This is a genomic window from Selenomonas sp. oral taxon 478, assembly GCF_001189555.1.
GTDB lineage: Bacteria > Bacillota > Negativicutes > Selenomonadales > Selenomonadaceae > Centipeda > Centipeda felix.
The window spans coordinates 1,327,176-1,344,919 of sequence record NZ_CP012071.1; the positions used below are offsets into that span (position 1 = coordinate 1,327,176).

Consider the following 17,744-nt stretch of genomic DNA (forward strand, 5'->3'; position numbering starts at 1 on the left):
AGGCTGATTTTGCCATGTGAAAGTCTTGCCCTTTTGTCGGATTGTAATGGATAGTGGAATATGTCTGCCCCGATTCCTGCGGGGCTGAAGGAGTTGAAACAGATGACAGGCACGAGCAAGGTTCTTGCCTATATCCACGAGACGGCGGTGGTCGCACCGACGGCGCGCATCGCCCGCGACGTGGAGATCGGCCCTTATGCAGTCATCTCGGATCATGTCCAGATCGGCGAGGGGACGAAGATCGCCCCGCACGTCGTCATTAGGGAATGGACGCAGATCGGGCGCGACTGCCAGATTTTTCAAGGCGCATCCATCGGCGAGGTGCCGCAGGATCTGAAGTTCAAAGGGGAAAAGAGCTATACGTTCATCGGCGACCGCACGACGATCCGCGAGTGTGCGACCGTGCACCGCGCGACGGGCGAGGGCGAGGAGACGCGCATTGGCGACGATTGCCTGCTGATGGCGTATACCCATGTGGCGCATAACTGTGTGCTCGGCAACCATATTATCATGAGCAACGCCGCCATGCTGGCGGGTCATGCAATCGTCGAGGACGGCGTTGTGATCGGCGGCATGGCGGGCGTGCATCAGTTTGTCAAGATCGGTCGCAACGCGATGATCGGCGGCACGTCAAAACTCGTGCAGGATGTTGTGCCGTTCACCATGGTGGACGGGCATCCCGCGCGCGCCGTGGGCCTAAACAGCGTCGGCATCTCGCGTGCCGGCATCCCGCTCGATGTGCGCCGTCGCATCAAGCAGGCCTATAAGATCCTCTATCGCTCGGGGCTGAACCTCACACAGGCGATTGCCGTGATTGAGCAGGAGGTGGACTCCTGCGAGGAGATCGATCACATGCTGCGCTTCCTCCGCAATGCGGAGCGCGGTATCTGCCGAGAACGCCACGAGGACGAGTGAGGGAGACTGCCATGGAAAAACTGGGGCTGCTCGCAGGTGTCGGACACCTGCCCGCCGCGTGTGCACGCGCGGCACGTGCGCAGGGCTTTGAGGTGCATGCGATTGCACTCTTGCCGGACTGCGACCCTGAGCTGAAGGATGCGGCGAATGCCTATCGTGAGATCAGCATCGGCTCGATTGCATCGATTTTGGCGTATCTGCAGCAGGAGAAGATCCAAAAGGTCACGATGATCGGCAAGGTGACCAAGGAGCTGCTCTTTACGGGCGCGGTTCAGCCGGATGAGATGCTGCGCGGGATGCTGATGCAGCTGCCGAACCAGAATGATGATACGATCATGATGATGTTCGTCGGTGCGCTGATGAAGGTCGGCATCACGCCGCTCGATCAGACGGCGCTCATCCGTCCGCTGATGCCGGCGGCAGGCGTGCTGACGAGTCGCCAGCCGAGTGATGCAGAGCGCGCGGATATGGAGTATGGGCTTCAGATGGCGCGCGAGATCGGACGTCTCGATGTGGGACAGACGGCGGTGGTGAAAGACCGTGCGGTCATGGCGCTTGAGGCGATCGAGGGGACGGATGCCTGCATCCGCCGCGGCGGGCAGCTTGCCGGCGGCGGTGCGGTCGTCGCAAAGGCGGCAAAGCCACAGCAGGACAGTCGTTTTGATGTACCTGCCGTCGGGCTCGATACGATCGAGTCGCTGGTGGCGGTGAAGGCGTCTGCGCTCGCCATTGAGGCGGGAAAGACACTCTTTGTGGACAAGGAGCGTGCGATTGCCCTTGCCGAGGCGAACGGCATTACGATAGCGGCGATGTAGTGAGGCATCCCTTGCAAATACGGACGGTGTTTGCTGTTGATTCTACCGAGGAGGTCTTGCCCATTTGAAGATCATGCTTTCGGCGGGAGAGACCTCCGGCGACCTCCACGGGGCGGCGTTAGCGCGTGAACTGCGCACACTTGACCCGGCGGTGAAGCTGATCGGCTTCGGCGGTACGGAGATGACGGCGGCGGGAGTGGCACTCCGTCAAAACTATGCGGACTACAATGTGATGGGTATTTCGGCGGTGATTTTGAATCTCCGCCGAATTTTCGCGTTGCTTGATGATTTGACGCACTTGATGGATGAGGAGCGTCCCGATGTGCTGGTCATCATCGACTATCCGGATTTTAACTGGCGGCTGGCGGCGCGGGCAAAGGAGCGGGGGATTCCCGTCTTTTCTTATATTCCTCCGTCTGCGTGGGCATGGCGTAAGGGGCGCGCGAAGTCCTGCGCGGCTCTCGCCGACGAGATCGTCGCGATTTTCCCGCATGAGCTGCCGCCCTATGAGGCGGCGGGTGCCAACATCTCGTTCGTCGGCAATCCGCTTGTCGATACGGTGCGTGCCGAGATGCCGCCCACAGAGGCACGGCGTCACTTCGGCATCGGTGCAGATGATGTGCCGATCCTGCTCCTCCCGGGCAGCCGCCGTGAGGAGATCGAGCGTCTCCTTCCTCCCATGTTGGGGGCGGCGGAGCGGCTCGGAGCGGCAGACCCCACGCGACGGTTCTTTCTGCCCGTCGCGGGCGGCGTGGATGAGGAGCGCATCAGAAGGCATCTCGCTGCATCCACGGCGGAGGTGACGCTGACCCACGACGCGCGCTATGCCCTCATGGGGCTCGCACGCGCTGCGATGGCAACCTCGGGCACAGTGGTGATGGAGGCGGCGCTCATGGGGCTGCCCGCCGTCGTCCTCTATCGGATGTCGGCACTCTCCTATCTCATCGGGCGTCTGCTCGTCGATGTGCCGCGCTTTTCCCTGCCGAACATCCTGCTCGGCGAGACGTTTGAGACAGAGCTGCTGCAGGGGGCCGTGCAGCCCGACCGCATCGCGGCGGAGATGGAGAAGATCATCGCGGACGGCGCGGATCGCCGCTACGTGACGGAACGCCTGTCGCGCGCGGCAGCACGTCTTGGTGAACCCCATGCGGCGCGCCGTGTGGCGGAGAAGATTCTCGCTCTTGGACGCAAGAGATATTGTACCCCGTAGGAGACCTATGAAGAATTATAAGAGACTGCTGACCTACATGCGGCCGTACGTAAAGAAATTCGTGCTGGCAGTCGTGTGTATCATCCTTGCCTCGGCGGCGAATCTCTACGTTCCGTGGATCATCAAGGACATGATCGACGACGTTCTCGCGGATAAGAACATGGCTCTGCTGAACGCCATCTGCATCGGCATTGTCGTCATCTTTTTCCTGCGCGGAATTTTTTACTTCGGGCAGTCCTACCTCGTCTCCTACATCGGACAGAAGGTGATCATCGATGTGCGTGAGGTGATGTTCCGCAAGTTCCAGCGGATGCCGCTCGCGTACTATGACCGCCACCAGACGGGCGAGATCATGAGCTTCGTCACGAACGATGTTGCGGCAATCCAGTCAGCACTCGTCGACAACCTCATCGATCTCGTGACGGAGGGCTGTATCCTCATCGGATCGCTTGCCCTCATGTTCTATCTGGATTGGAAGCTCTCCCTGCTGACGCTTATCGTCATTCCTATGGTCGGGCAGGCGATGAAGATCTTTGGACGCAAGATCAAGAAGTCGAGCACCGTGATTCAGGAGCGGCTCGCAGAGATCACGGCACTCCTGCAGGAGTGCTTTTCTGCGACGCGCGTCGTGAAGTCCTTCGTCCGTGAGGACTATGAGATCGACCGCTTTGTCGTGAGCAACCAGCGCAACTTCGAAGCAGTGATGAAAAATGTCCAGCAGACGAGCATGCTCACGCCGACGGTGGAGTTCCTCGCTGCTCTTGCCGTCACGTTCATCGTCTGGTTCGGCGGCTACGAGGTCGTCAACGGTGACATCACAGCGGGCGCGTTCGTCGCGTTCCTCACCTATGCCGTGAACCTTGCAAATCCCGTCAAGCGCCTCTCGCGCATCTACGGCAACCTGCAGAAGGCAATGGCAGCCGTGGACCGCGTGTTCTCCGTTGTCGATCTCACGGAGAGCATTACAGATCGTCCCGACGCCAAGCCGCTTCCCCCCGTGACAGGGCACGTGCGCTTCGAGGATGTCACGTTCTCCTACAAGGAAGGACGCAAGGCTCTCGACGGTGTGACGCTTGAGGCCGCGCCCGGCGAGATGATCGCCTTTGTCGGTCCCTCGGGCGCAGGCAAATCGACGATTGCGAATCTTATCCCGCGCTTCTACGAGCCGGACAGCGGGGCAATCACGGTGGACGGACACGACATCCGCAGTGTTACGCTCGCCTCGCTGCGCGGGCAGATCGGGCTGGTACCGCAGGAGACGATGCTGTTCTCCACGACGATTCGCGAGAACATTCGCTATGGACGCCTCGATGCGTCGGATGCGGAGATCGAGGAGGCGGCGCGTGCGGCAAACGCGCATGATTTCATCATGCAGCTGGAGCACGGCTACGATACGCAGATCGGGGAGCGCGGCGTCAGCATCTCGGGCGGACAGCGCCAGCGCATTGCCATCGCGCGCGCGATTCTGAAGGATCCGCGCATCCTCATCCTCGACGAGGCAACCTCTGCACTCGATACGGAGAGCGAAAAGATCGTGCAGGCGGCGCTTGACAACCTGATGGTCGGACGCACGAGCTTCGTCATCGCCCATCGCCTCTCCACAATATTCCATGCCGACCGCATCTATGTGATCGATGCCGGCCGCATCGTGGAGCAGGGAACCCATGAGGAGCTGCTGGCAAAGGGCGGACTCTATCAGCATCTCTATGACATTCAGTTTCGGGGAGAGTGACGCATGCGATTTCTCTACAATTTAGCGGCAATCCTCATCGTCACCATCATCATACCGATCTTCATGCTGCGCGCCACACGGGAGCGCGGCTTTGTCGAGCGCATCAAGCAGAGCTTTGGCTTCTACCCGCAGGACACGATTGACAAGGTGGCGGGGAAGAACGCCATCTGGGTGCATGCGGCATCCGTCGGAGAGATCGTGGCGACGAGCCCGCTCGTGCGTGAGTTCCGCAAGGCGTTTCCTGACACGCCTATCCTTGTCTCGGTCGTGACGACGGGCGGCTATGAGATGGCGCACCGCATCATCAAGGATGCTGACGCGATCATTTATTTCCCGCTCGACCTGCCGTTCCTCGCCTCGCGCGTCGTGGGGCGCATTCGCCCGCGCGTCTTCCTGCCCGTAGAGACGGAGCTGTGGCCGAACTTTCTCAAGAAGGCGAAGCAGCTCGATGTGCCTGTCATGATGGTCAACGGCCGCATCAGCGACCGCAGCGTCAAGCAGTATAAGTATCTGTTCGGCATGCTGCGCGAGATGATCGGAACGGTGAAATGCTTCGCGATGCAGTCAGGCATCGATGCGGACTACATCATGCGGCTCGGCGCGCCGCGTGAGCTCGTTACAGTGACGGGCAATACGAAGTTCGATCAGGCGTATACGAGTGTCAGCCCCGAAGAGCGCGCAGCATTGATCGCGGAGCTTGGTCTCTCGGGTGCGAGCCGCATCATGATCGCGGGCTCGACCCACCGCGGGGAGGAAGAGCTGGTGCTCAACGCCTTTGCCGCCGTGCGTGCAAAGGATCCGAACGTACGCCTCATCATCGCGCCGCGTGAGGTGCTGCGCACGATGGAGGTGGAACATCTCTGCCGCAAGGCGGGGTTTACGGTCAATACGCGCAAGAACCTGCAGAAGGGGGCGGCGGGCGGCGAGGACATTGTGATCCTCGATACGGTCGGTGAGCTGGGCCGCGTCTACGGGCTCGGCGACGTGATCTACATCGGCGGCAGCCTCGTTCCGCACGGCGGACACAATATCCTTGAGCCGGCGGCGCACGGCAAGGCGATCATCGTCGGGAATCAGATGTTCAACTTCAAGGACATCCACGCGCTTTTCCGCAATCGCAGCGCCGTCGTGACGGTCGCGAATGGATCGGAACTGACGAAGGAGACGCTGCGTCTCTTCGCTGACGACGCGGAGCGTGCGCGCCTTGAGCGCGAGACGCTCGCGATCATCAACGAGAACAAGGGGGCATCGAAGAAGTCGGCCACAATCCTCGTTGATATGCTTGCCGCCTACGAAACACGCCGCGCTCAGCGCGCACAGGAACGGATCAGTGCCCACCGCGTGCGTGCGACCCAGAAGGTCGCAAACTTCCAGACCTATTTCATCGACCTCGTTCACGACAAAGAGGTGCACGGCGTTGCGCGCCGCCTCATCATGGGCGTGTTCTATGCATTCTCTCTCATCTATGAGCAGCTGGTCAATCTGAAGCTTGCCATGTATCGGTGGGGCTGGTTCAAAAAAGAGCAGCTGCCCTGTTTTGTCATCAGCCTCGGCAATGTGACGGTCGGCGGAACGGGCAAGACGCCAACAGCGCAGCATCTGGCGCGTGCCATTCACGCGATGGGGTATCGCGTCGCCATTCTCAACCGCGGCTATCGAGCCAAGTGGCGCGGAGCAGTCGGCATCGTCTCGGACGGGCGTGCACTGAAGATGGATGCGGAGACGGCGGGGGACGAGGCGTTTATGCTCGCCAAGCACCTGCCGGATGTGCCCGTTCTTATCGGGCCACACCGCGCCGTGACGGGACGCTATGCCATTGAGCACTTCGGCGCACAGGTGGCGATTCTCGATGACGGCTATCAGCACTGGCAGCTTGAGCGCGATATGGATATCCTGCTGGTTGATGCGGTCAATGTATTTGGCAACGGCTACCTTCTGCCGCGCGGAACTCTGCGCGAACCGCTCTCGCATATCAACCGCGCAGATGTATGCCTTATGACGAAAGTCGATCAGGCGGCACCGGGGGCGATTGAGTACATCTGGGAGACGTTCCGCAGCTACAATCAGGATGGGCTCATCATGGAGAGCATCCATCAGCCCCGTCAGTTTGTCCGCCTTTCGGATTGGTTTGAGGACATTGCGGCGGGCGGTGTGGACGTGACAGAGATGGAGGGCAGAAAGGTGCTCGCTGTCTCGGCCATCGGGAACCCCGCCTCCTTCGAGCAGACGCTTGCCGATCTCGGTGTTGAGATGGTGGAGAGCATGCGCTATCCCGATCATCACGACTACGGCGAACGCGATATGGCAGAGGTACTCTACCGTGCGGAGACGCTCGGCGTTGAGGCAATTGTCATTACAGAAAAGGATGCAGTGAAGGTGCCGGGCGATGTCGTACGTGCGAAATGGCGTATCCCGATGTATGTGCTCTCTGTCGAGGTCACCCTGCAGAAGGGGCAGGAGGTCTTCTTCGAGACCCTTAAGGAGCAGTTGGCAGCAAAGTTTGGGAAGCAGTGCACGATAGGATGAAGCTGCGTTTTCCACAGCGGATCCTAGTGGGCAGGATCAGTGCTCGGCTGCCTGCGCAGCGAGGGATTCGCGCGGTGTGTCACTGCGAAAATTCAGTTATCCATCATATAGAGGTGATCGCATGAAGGTTCTCTGCATTATCCCTGCGCGGTATGCGTCGACGCGCCTGCCCGGGAAACCCCTGCGCGATATCGCGGGGAAGCCGATGATTGTCTGTGTCTATGAGCGGGCGGTGCAGGCACAGCGTGTCCATGAGGTTGTCGTGGCGACAGATGATGAACGCATCCGTGCGGCGGTCGAGGAGCATGGCGGTCACGCCGTCATGACGCGCGCCGACCACGCGACGGGGACGGATCGCCTCGCTGAGGTCGCTGCCCAGCGGCCGGACTGCGATCTCATCATCAACGTGCAGGGCGATGAGCCGCTGATCGATCCCGCCGTGATCGATGCCCTTGTCGCTCCGTTTGAGCATGACGATGCGCTCATGATGGCGACGGCGAAAACGGAGATCACGGATGCGGCGGAGATGGAGAATCCGAACAATGTCAAGGTCGTTACCGACCGTACGGGGAATGCCCTCTACTTCTCCCGTGCGCGCATCCCCTATGCGCGCAATGTGGGGGCAAAGGTCTATAAGCACATTGGCATCTATGCCTACCGCAGGGACTTCCTGCTCACCTATGCCAAGATGCAGCAGACGGAATTGGAGTGCTCGGAGTCCCTTGAGCAGCTGCGTGCGCTCGAAAACGGATACCGCATCCGTGTTGTTGAGACGGACGCCGTATTTATCGGCGTCGATACCGAGGAGGATCTGGCGGCGGTCAATGCAGAGTATCAGCGGCGCGGGCTCGATTGACCGCAGGATGAGAAATATTTATAATATAAATTCTAGGGAAGCACTGATAAATTCGGTACAACCATCTTGACGCATCTTTTTTGCCCGCACTTCGGCGGAAAATCCTCCACAGAGCACCACTCTGCGTCCGGTTTTCCACCTCGTTCGGACGAAAAAATCTACGCCTATCTGGCAGACCTCATTTTATCAGTGATTCCCCAGGAAACTCTGGTAGAATGCAGATGCAGCACGAGCGTATGGCGGTGCGCACAGCAGTTGAAAGGAGCTATGAACATGAACAAAGTGAAGCTGGCGAATTTTGAGATTGGCGGCGGCGAGCCGCTCGTCCTTCTCGCGGGGCCATGCGTCCTGGAAGGGCTGGAACGCTCACTCATGATCGGACGCGGCATCAAAGAGATCACGGACCGGCTCGGCATCCCCTACGTGTTCAAGGCATCCTTTGACAAGGCAAATCGCTCCGCCTATCACAGTTTTCGTGGGCCGGGGCTCACGGACGGGTTGAAGATGCTGGGGCAGATCAAGAAGGAACTCGGAGTTCCCGTTGTGACCGATATCCATGAGTCGTGTCAGGCGGGACCGGCGGCGAAGGTCGTGGACATCCTCCAGATCCCCGCCTTTCTCTCGCGCCAGACCGATCTGCTGCACGCGGCAGCACAGACGGGGGCGGTCGTCAATGTGAAGAAGGGGCAGTTCCTCTCGCCGAACGATATGCGCAACGTCGTGGACAAGATCCACGAGAGCGGCAGCGAGCGCATCCTGCTGACTGAGCGCGGGGCGAGCTTCGGCTACAACAATCTCGTCGTCGATATGCGTGCGCTGCCCATCATGCGCAGCTTTGGCTACCCCGTGATCTTTGACGGAACGCACAGCGTACAGCTGCCGGGCGGCGCGGGGACGAGCTCCTCGGGGCAGCGCGAGTTCGTGGAGTATCTCGTGCGCGCTGCTGTTGGCGCGGGGGTCGATGGACTCTTTCTCGAGGTACATGACAATCCCGCCGAGGCACTTTCGGATGGGGCGAACATGGTCTATCTGGACAAACTCGAAGAGCTGCTGAAGGATGCCCTCGCCATCTATGAGGTCGTACGTAAAAAGCTGAACTAGGAGAACGCTATGCAAGAGAGTACCATCCGACAGAAGGCAGTTGAGACGCTGAAACTGGAGGCAGACGCCGTCGCGCGTCTCACGGATCGCGTTGATGATGACTTTGAGGCAGCAGCAGAGGCGATCCTTGCATGCAAGGGGCGCGTCGTCGTGACAGGCATGGGAAAATCTGGTCACGTCGGACGAAAGATCGCGGCGACACTTGCGAGTACGGGAACGCCCGCCTTCTTCATGCATCCAGCGGAGGCGTTCCACGGGGATCTCGGCATGGTGACGGCGGACGACATCGTGATCGCCATCTCGAACAGCGGTGAGTCGAACGAAGTCGTCAACATTTTGTCGATTATCCATCGCATCGGCGCGCGCATCGTCGCTATGAGTGGGCGGCGAAAGTCCCAGCTCGGCCGCAGTGCGGACTTTTACATTGACATCGGTGTCGAACGCGAGGCGTGTCCTTTGGGGCTCGCACCGACCGCATCGACGACGGCGACGCTTGCGATGGGGGATGCACTCGCAATGGCACTCATGGCGGCACGGGACTTCAAGAAGGAGGACTATGCGCTCTTTCATCCGGGCGGTGCGCTCGGGCGCAAGCTCCTGCTCACCGTGGCGAACGTCATGCATACGGGCGATGAGAATCCCGTTGTGCCGTATCATACGACGGCAAAGGATGCGCTTTTTGTCATGACGGACAAGGGGCTCGGCGCGGTCTCCGTAGTGGATGCGGACGGCAAGTTCATCGGGCTTGTCACGGACGGCATCATCCGCCGCGCGCTCGCGAAGGACTACACGTTCCTCGACAAGGACGTGGAGAGCATCATGTTCGCCACGCCGCTCACGATTGCACCGGACAAGATGGCGGCGGCGGCACTCTCCGTCATGGAGAAGCATCAGCCGCGCCCCGTCACAGTGCTGCCTGTCATTGACGATGCGGGTGTTCCCGTGGGAATTGTTCATCTGACGGATCTCTTGCGGCAGGGGGTGGTCTGATGCCGATACGAGAAGACGCGATTGCGCGTGCAAAGAAGATAAAATGTGTGATTCTCGATGTGGACGGTGTGCTGACGGACGGAGGGATCTACGTCGCACCAGACGGAAGCGAGCTGTTTAAGCCGTTCTTTGCCCGTGACGGGCTTGCGATCACGCGTGCCCGCAAGGTGGGACTGAAAACGGCGATCATTACGGGGCGCGCCTCGCCCATCGTCGCGAATCGTGCGAAAGAACTGCATATTGACCTCGTCTATCAGGGACGCCTCGATAAGCGCGAGGCGTATGCGGACATCAAGGCTCAGACAGGGCTCTCCGATGAGGCGTTTGCCTATGTCGGAGATGATCTCGTCGATCTGCCGATCCTGCGCCAGGTCGGTCTGCCCTGTGCCGTCGGGGACGCAGTCCCCGAGGTCAAGGAGATCGCACAGATCATCGCCGTGCAGCCCGGCGGACGCGGTGCGGTGCGCGAAGTCTATGAGATCATTTTGAAGACACAGGGGCTGTGGGATCGTGTTCTTGCAGGCTTTTATGAGGACGTTGATGGACTAGCACAGTAGAAAGAGGAGGTGTGGTCATGCTCTATCGCACGCTGATGTTGATGAGCCGCGTTGCCTGCCACACGCCGCGTCCCATTCTGCTGGCACTCGGCTGGGTGCTCGGTAACCTCTACTACCTCATCATCGCCAAGATGCGGCGGCGGGCCGTCGCGCACATGATGCCCGCACTCGGTATCGACGAGGCAGCGGCGAAAAAGCTTGTACGTGCCTCCTTTATCAATATGGCGCGAAATTTTCTCGATATTCTTGCGATGCCCATGCTGAACGAGCGCAATTTCAGAGACTACATCGAGATCGACCATCTTGAGCGCATGAAGGCGGCACTCGCCGAGGGACATGGCGTCGTCGTCCTCACGGGCCATATCGGTTGCTGGGAATGGCTTTCGGCAGCATTTACGCTGAATGGGATGCCCGTCAGTGCGATTGCCAAGCCACAGCCGAACATCCAGTATACGCGTGTGCTCGACGATCTGCGTGCAACGATTCACGTGGAGATCTTCTCGCGCGGAACGAGTGAGCTGATCACGGCGGCGCGTGCGCTGAAGCGCGGCAAACTGCTCGGCTTTCTTGCCGATCAGGATGGCGGCCCCGGCGGTGCCTTCATCGAGTTTCTCGGACGCACGGCATCGACCCCGCTCGGACCGGCGGTCTTTTCCCGCAAGTTCCGATCCCCCGTCGTGCCCGCATTCATCCTGCGGCAGCCGAATGGAAAGCATAAAGTCATTGTCGGGGAGATCATGCGCTGCCCGAATACGGGTGATAGTGACCGCGATCTCCATGAGTTTACCGTGCAGATGACCGCCATCGTCGAGCGGATCATCCGCGAGAATCCGACGCAGTGGATCTGGTTCCAAAAGCGGTGGAATACGTCTCCAGAGGAGCAGAAGACAGGAAAGCATCATGTGTCGGCAGGGCAGGAGGAGAAGGGCGGATGACACGGAATAAAATCATCGGCGGCGTTCTGGCGGCTGCCTTCCTCGGGCTTGTCCTCTGGGCTGTGCTTTCCGTGCCGAAGCCGCCCGAACAGACGGATGAACAGCAGGGACCGCGCATCATGTCCTATGAGGACAACACGCTCCATGAGGAGCAGGATGGGCGCACGGTCTGGACGCTTACCGCACAGAATATGAGTGTGGATATCGATACGCAGGACACGACAATGAAGGGGATCGAGGGAACCTTCTACAGCGAGGACGGGAATACACTCTCGCTGAAAGCCGATACGGGGCACATGGACAGCACGACGCGTGACGTTGTCCTCACAGGCGGCATATATGCCGAGACCAGCAACGGGATTAGCCTGCGCGCAAACGCCCTGCACTGGACCGCCGCGAAAAAAGAGCTGGCAGCGGAGGGGAGCGCCGTCCTCACACGTGATGATCTGTGCGCGAGCGGGGATCGTATTACGAGCGCGGATGAATTTGAGAAATTTGCCATCGAGGGGAATGCGCACATTATTAAGGGGAGGGACGTAAAATGACGAAGAGGACTATTTGCCGCGGGGGACTGCTCCTGCTTGCGGCAGGCGCGGTCTGCACGGCAGGATTGGCGGCACCGCAGAACGCAGATCCGACGAATCTCACGGCGGATCGTCTGACTTACGATACGCGAACGGGCGTGGTCACCGCTGAAGGCGGCGTACACGTGGATCAGGGCACGGGGAACATCGAGGGTGCACGTGCCACGTACAACACAAAGACGCAGGAGGGCACCATTGAGGGAAATGTTCGCGCACAGCGTGAGGACATGAACCTCTCCTGCGATCGCCTCCTTGCCGCAGGGCAGGAGCATTGGCAGGCGAGCGGCAGCGTCCACATGGCAAAGGCAGGCCGCACCTTTACGGGCCCTCTGGTGGACTATTATCCCGCGCAGGATGATCACATTGTCGCCTCCTCGGGCGGGACGATCACGAGCCCCGACGGTACACTCTCAGCGGATCATCTTGAGGGATGGCTGAAGCAGAGCCGCTTTACGGGGATCGGAAACGCGCATGTCACGAGTCCCGCGCGCGATCTTGAGGGCGGCGGCGACCGCATGGACTACTATGGTAATGACCCAAGACCCTACGTCGAGCTGGATGGGAATGCGTGGGTATATCAGGGCAACAATACAGCGCGCAGCAATCACATGACCGTCTACCTCGCCGATGACGGCACCGCTGTGACCCAGTGAGGAGCGAGTGCAATGCATCTTGAATCCCGCAGTCTCATCAAGAAGTTCGGCAGCCGTACCGTGGTCGACCGCATCTCTGTGCGCATCGACAAGGGCGAGATCGTCGGACTCCTCGGACCGAACGGCGCCGGCAAGACGACGACGTTCTACATGATCGTCGGTCTGGAGAAGCCGACGCACGGAGATGTCTATCTCTCCGATATCTGCATCACGGACTATCCTATGTACCGCCGTGCCGAACTCGGCATCAGCTACCTCACGCAGGAGCCGTCCATCTTTCGTAAGCTCACTGTCACGGAGAACATTGCCGCTATCTTGGAGACAACAAAGCTCTCGGCAGCGGAGCAGAAACACAAGCTGGATGCCCTGCTCGAGGAGTTCCACATCGGACACGTCCGCGACCGCCGCGGAACGGAGCTCTCGGGCGGCGAACGGCGGCGCGTCGAGATCGCACGCTGCCTTGCGCTCGAGCCGCAGTTCATCTTGCTCGACGAGCCGTTCGCGGGCGTCGATCCGCTTGCTGTTGCAGACATTCAGGAGATTATCGAGTACCTGCGCCAGCGCGGCATGGGGATCCTCATCACCGACCACAACGTCCGTGAGACGCTCCACATCGTCGACCGTGTCTACCTCCTCAGCGAGGGCAAGCTCCTCCTCGAAGGCGACAGCAAGACCATCGCCGAGAGCCCTATTGCACGTAAATTCTATCTCGGCGAGAATTTCAGCCTGTAAAAAATAACCAATCTGTGCATGCAGGTTGGTTTTTTTGTTTCGTATTTTGGATAGTGTTTTTGTTTTGTGGATATACAAATTCGTAGAATATGATAAAATCATAATTAACAGAATCTTACTGCTGTAAGGAGGAAGAAGAATGAAACGGATGAAGAAGTGGCTGTCCGTCTTGGCGGTGGCTGCAGTCGCGGGAACGATGCTTGCAGGCTGTGGCGGCGGTACGGACAAGAAGGCGGCAGGCGGCGAGGAGGAGAAGGTGCTCACGGTCTATACAGCACGCAGTGAGAGCCTAAACAATCTCGTCATCCCAAATTTTGAAAAGGACACGGGCATCAAGGTCAATGTCATTGTTGCAGGGACGGGACCGCTCCTCAAGCGCGTGGCCTCGGAGAAGGGGAATCCACAGGGGGATATTCTCTGGGCATCGGATCAGATGACGCTCGAGTCGCAGAAGGATCTCTTTATGGAGTATGTCTCCCCTGAGGATGCGAATATGATGGAGGCGTTTCGCAATAAGACGGGATACTTCTCTCCTGCCTTTGCTGATCCGACCGTCATGATCGTTAATAAGAACCTGGCGGGGGATATGAAGATCGACAGCTTTGAGGATCTTCTCAATCCTGCCTTGAAGGGGAAGATCGCCTTCGGTGATCCAGCAGCATCGAATTCGGCATTGCAGTCACTGATCGCCATGCTCTATGCCAAGGGGACGAACGGTGACCCCATGTCGGATACAGCATGGGCATACGTCGATCAGTTCATCGCAAATCTCGACGGTAAGATACTGAACAGCTCGGGCGGCGTCCACAAGGGCGTGGCGGACGGTGAGTATACGGTTGGTCTCACGTGGGAGGATCCTGCGGCGACCTATGTGAAAAATGGTGCGCCTGTGCGTGTGGTCTTCCCCAAGGAAGGTGCGATCTTCCCCGGTGAGTCAGTACAGATCATCAAGGACTGCAAGCATCCGGAAAATGCGAAGAAGTTCGTTGACTATATGCTATCGCAGAAAATTCAGGAAGCAGCCGGCAAGGAGCTGACGGTGCGCCCCCTGCGCAAGGATGTGCCGCTCGCATCTTATATGACGCCGATGAAGGACATTGCACTCTTCCCGAACTATGACGAGGGATGGGTGGCACAGCATAAGAATGAGATCGTTGCGATGTGGAATAAGCATCTCGAGAATTTCAAACAGTAGCAGACAGCCTGACAGGAGCGAATTGCTGCCGCCGCAAGGCGTGTGCAATTCGCTTTTTTCAAAAAAAGGGGGGGAACACGGTGAGTGTATCCATTCATATTGACAATGTCGTAAAAAAATATGGCGATCACACAGTCATCGACGGGCTGTCTCTCGATGTTCGGCCAGGGGAGTTCTTTACCCTGCTCGGACCGTCGGGCTGCGGAAAGACGACGCTGCTCCGCATGATTATTGGCTTCAATTCGATTGAGGGCGGTGAAATACGGATCGGCGACCGTCGCATCAACGATGTCCCGCCGAATCAGCGCAACATGGGGATGGTGTTTCAGAACTACGCCATCTTCCCGCACATGTCAGTGCGCGATAATGTCGCATTTGGTCTGAAGATGCGCGGTGTCAGCGCAGAGGAGATCGACCGCCGCGTCGACGAGATTCTACGCGTGGTGAAGATCGATGCGCTCCGCGATCGTATGCCGACGGCGCTCTCAGGGGGGCAGCAGCAGCGTGTCGCGCTCGCACGTGCCATTGTCATCGCACCGGAGGTTCTGCTCATGGATGAGCCGCTCTCCAATCTCGATGCGAAGCTGCGTGTGGAGATGCGCAACGCGATTAAGCAGATCCAGCGGCAGATCGACATAACGACCGTTTATGTTACACACGATCAGGAGGAAGCGCTTGCCGTCTCCGACCGTATCGCGGTCATGGAGGGCGGCGTTGTCCGCCAGATCGGCAGCCCGCAGCAGATCTACCGCCGTCCTGCCGATGTCTTTGTCTCGACCTTCATCGGCCTCTCGAATCTCTTTGACGGGGTCGTGCGGTCAGAGGCCGACCGCAAGTCAGTTGAGCTTCTGCCGGACTACTGCGTGCCAATGCAGAATCTTGCCGCTGAGGCGTTTGACGGACAAGCGGTGGTCGTCTCCGTTCGCCCGGAGGAATTTATCATAACGGAGGGCGAGGGGGATGGCATCCCCGCTGTTGTAAAGAGCAGTGTATTCCTTGGCCTGACGACGCACTATTTTCTCGAAACGGCGCAGGGGCGGGCAGTCGAGGCAATCCGCGGTCAGGAAGACGGTGCCTTGCTCGCCGACGGCACACGCGTTACGCTGCGCGTCAAGGCAGAGCGCATCAATGTTTTCCGCGCTGATGCGGAGACGACGTTGATCGAAGGTGATCTGTCATGAAGGGCGGCGCGGGAAAAGGTCTATCGGTATGGTCGATCCTCAGTATTCTCATCCTCGCAGCATTTGGCATCTTCGTCCTCTATCCGCTTGTGCTTGTCCTCTATAAGAGTTTCGTCGATCCATTCTCCGGCGGGGTGACATGGGACTACTTTGCACGGTTCTTCACCAAGCGATTCTACTGGGAGACGATGGTGAACAGCCTTTGTGTCACGGTCTGCGCGACGCTGCTCTCGGCAGCACTCGGTCTGCCCATGGCATATTTGATGCGCAGTGTGAAAATACGTGGGAGCAGTTTTCTCAATATTCTCATCGTCATATCCTATCTTTCGCCGCCGTTCATCGGTGCATACGCATGGATTCAGCTGCTCGGGCGCAATGGTGTCATAACACAACTGGTGAACAGTACCTTCGGTCTTTCGTTTGACGGTGTGTACGGCTTTGCGGGGATCCTGCTCGTCTTTACGCTGCAGTCCTTCCCTCTCGTCTATATTTATGTCTCGGGCGCGTTGAAGAACATGGACAACTCGTTGAATGAGGCGGCGGAGAGCCTCGGCTGCGGGCGCATCGGGCGGATTCGCCGTATCATCGTGCCGCTCGTGATGCCGACGCTGCTCGCAAGCTCACTGCTCGTCTTTATGCGCGTCTTTGCCGACTTTGGTACGCCCATGCTGATCGGCGAGGGCTACAAGACGATGCCTGTCCTCGTCTATACGCAGTTCATGGGCGAGGTCGGCGGCGACGATGGATTTGCCGCGGCGATCTGCGTCATCATGATTGGACTGACCCTTGCCATGTTCTTCGCTCAGCGGATACTGGCACGGCGGAGTACCTATGCCATGACGGCACTCAAGCCGATGAGTGCAGAGCGTGCGGCGGGGCTGCGTAATATCGTCGCCCATGGCTTTGCCTATCTTGTAACAGGGCTTGCGATCCTGCCGCAGGTCGTCGTGATCTATACGTCGTTCCTCCGCAGCAACGGCGGGCAGGTGTTTACGGGCGGCTATGCGCTGCAGAGCTATGAGGCGACGCTCTTTGCGAAGGATAACGATGCGGTGCTGAACACCTATCTGCTTGGGATACTCAGCATTGCCGTCGTTGTCGTGATCGGTGTTCTCGTCGCCTATCTGAGCATGCGTAAGAGAAATGCGGTCAACAATGCGCTCGATACGATTACGATGTTTCCCTTTATCATCCCAGGCTCGGTGCTCGGCATTGCCTTCCTCTTCGCGTTCAACAGTCCGCCGATTGTCATCAGCGGGACAATGCTCATCATGATCATCGCGTTCAGTGTACGACGGATGCCGTATACGGTGCGATCGAGTGCTGCTGCCCTCGGACAGATCAGCCCGAGCATCGAGGAGGCGGCGGTGTCGCTCGGCGCATCGGAGATGACGACGTTCGCGCGCGTGACCGTTCCGATGATGCTTCCGGGGGTCTGTGCGGGTGCGATCATGAGCTGGGTGACGATCATCAGTGAGCTGAGCTCGTCGATTATCCTCTATACCAATGCCAATCAAACACTGACTGTCTCGATCTATACGGAGGTCATACGTGGCAATTATGGGAATGCCTCCGCCTATGCGACCATCCTCACGGTCACGTCCATCCTCTCCCTGCTGCTCTTTTACAAAGTGACAGGGCGGCGCGATATCAGCATTTGATCCACTCTTTCTGATCGTGCCGGTCAGACGCCGGTGATACGATTGAAAACGAGAGCGTTGCATTTGCAGTGCTCTCGTTTTATAATATTTCGGAAAGACTG

General features: G+C 58.8%; 16 protein-coding genes. All 16 read left to right on the forward strand.

Going from position 1 to position 17,744, the window contains the following annotated elements; all coding sequences use genetic code 11:
• Positions 1-102 precede the first annotated feature (102 nt).
• The 16 genes from lpxA to ADJ74_RS06295 all read left to right on the forward strand — a co-directional run bounded on the left by lpxA (position 103) and on the right by ADJ74_RS06295 (position 17,643).
• Positions 103-915 carry an acyl-ACP--UDP-N-acetylglucosamine O-acyltransferase gene (gene lpxA / locus ADJ74_RS06220; protein ID WP_050342760.1) on the forward strand — a complete coding sequence of 271 codons (813 nt, stop codon included), beginning with the start codon at positions 103-105 and terminating at the stop codon, positions 913-915.
• An 11-nt stretch (positions 916-926) separates the two neighbouring features.
• On the forward strand, positions 927-1,730 hold the full coding sequence (locus tag ADJ74_RS06225) for an LpxI family protein (RefSeq protein ID WP_050342761.1): 804 nt from the start codon (positions 927-929) through the stop codon (positions 1,728-1,730).
• A gap of 64 nt (positions 1,731-1,794) precedes the next feature.
• Complete coding sequence (gene lpxB / locus ADJ74_RS06230) at positions 1,795-2,940, forward strand: lipid-A-disaccharide synthase (protein ID WP_050342763.1); 1,146 nt, start codon at positions 1,795-1,797, stop codon at positions 2,938-2,940.
• Between the two features lie 7 nt (positions 2,941-2,947).
• Entirely contained in the window at positions 2,948-4,672 is a 1,725-nt protein-coding gene (msbA, locus tag ADJ74_RS06235; RefSeq protein ID WP_050342764.1) for a lipid A export permease/ATP-binding protein MsbA, read from the forward strand.
• A 3-nt stretch (positions 4,673-4,675) separates the two neighbouring features.
• Positions 4,676-7,198 (forward strand): tetraacyldisaccharide 4'-kinase, encoded by a 2,523-nt coding sequence (gene lpxK, locus ADJ74_RS06240; RefSeq protein WP_050342766.1) that lies wholly within the window; start codon positions 4,676-4,678, stop codon positions 7,196-7,198.
• 121 nt (positions 7,199-7,319) lie between these two features.
• Positions 7,320-8,054 (forward strand): 3-deoxy-manno-octulosonate cytidylyltransferase, encoded by a 735-nt coding sequence (kdsB, locus tag ADJ74_RS06245; RefSeq protein ID WP_050342768.1) that lies wholly within the window; start codon positions 7,320-7,322, stop codon positions 8,052-8,054.
• A 273-nt stretch (positions 8,055-8,327) separates the two neighbouring features.
• Positions 8,328-9,155 (forward strand): 3-deoxy-8-phosphooctulonate synthase, encoded by an 828-nt coding sequence (gene kdsA / locus ADJ74_RS06250; RefSeq protein ID WP_050342769.1) that lies wholly within the window; start codon positions 8,328-8,330, stop codon positions 9,153-9,155.
• 9 nt (positions 9,156-9,164) lie between these two features.
• On the forward strand, positions 9,165-10,145 hold the full coding sequence (locus tag ADJ74_RS06255) for an SIS domain-containing protein (RefSeq protein ID WP_009753020.1): 981 nt from the start codon (positions 9,165-9,167) through the stop codon (positions 10,143-10,145).
• Complete coding sequence (locus ADJ74_RS06260) at positions 10,145-10,702, forward strand: HAD family hydrolase (protein ID WP_050342771.1); 558 nt, start codon at positions 10,145-10,147, stop codon at positions 10,700-10,702. The genes ADJ74_RS06255 and ADJ74_RS06260 overlap by 1 nt, the downstream gene beginning before the upstream one ends.
• A 17-nt stretch (positions 10,703-10,719) precedes the next feature.
• On the forward strand, positions 10,720-11,637 hold the full coding sequence (locus ADJ74_RS06265; protein ID WP_050342773.1) for a lysophospholipid acyltransferase family protein: 918 nt from the start codon (positions 10,720-10,722) through the stop codon (positions 11,635-11,637).
• Complete coding sequence (lptC, locus tag ADJ74_RS06270; protein WP_050342775.1) at positions 11,634-12,182, forward strand: LPS export ABC transporter periplasmic protein LptC; 549 nt, start codon at positions 11,634-11,636, stop codon at positions 12,180-12,182. The genes ADJ74_RS06265 and lptC overlap by 4 nt, the downstream gene beginning before the upstream one ends.
• The gene (locus tag ADJ74_RS06275) at positions 12,179-12,874 is read left to right on the forward strand and encodes an LptA/OstA family protein (protein ID WP_050342777.1); all 696 of its coding nucleotides are present in this window, start codon (positions 12,179-12,181) and stop codon (positions 12,872-12,874) included. Before lptC ends, ADJ74_RS06275 begins: the two co-directional genes overlap by 4 nt.
• Positions 12,875-12,886: 12 nt before the next feature.
• Positions 12,887-13,606 (forward strand): LPS export ABC transporter ATP-binding protein, encoded by a 720-nt coding sequence (gene lptB, locus ADJ74_RS06280; RefSeq protein ID WP_050342779.1) that lies wholly within the window; start codon positions 12,887-12,889, stop codon positions 13,604-13,606.
• A 139-nt stretch (positions 13,607-13,745) separates the two neighbouring features.
• Positions 13,746-14,801, forward strand: coding sequence for an extracellular solute-binding protein (locus tag ADJ74_RS06285; protein WP_009753014.1), 1,056 nt, complete (start codon positions 13,746-13,748; stop codon positions 14,799-14,801).
• A gap of 80 nt (positions 14,802-14,881) precedes the next feature.
• The gene (locus ADJ74_RS06290; RefSeq protein WP_050342781.1) at positions 14,882-15,982 is read left to right on the forward strand and encodes an ABC transporter ATP-binding protein; all 1,101 of its coding nucleotides are present in this window, start codon (positions 14,882-14,884) and stop codon (positions 15,980-15,982) included.
• Positions 15,979-17,643: an iron ABC transporter permease gene (locus ADJ74_RS06295; RefSeq protein WP_050342784.1), complete on the forward strand. Its 1,665-nt coding sequence runs from the start codon at positions 15,979-15,981 to the stop codon at positions 17,641-17,643. Before ADJ74_RS06290 ends, ADJ74_RS06295 begins: the two co-directional genes overlap by 4 nt.
• Positions 17,644-17,744: the final 101 nt, after the last annotated feature.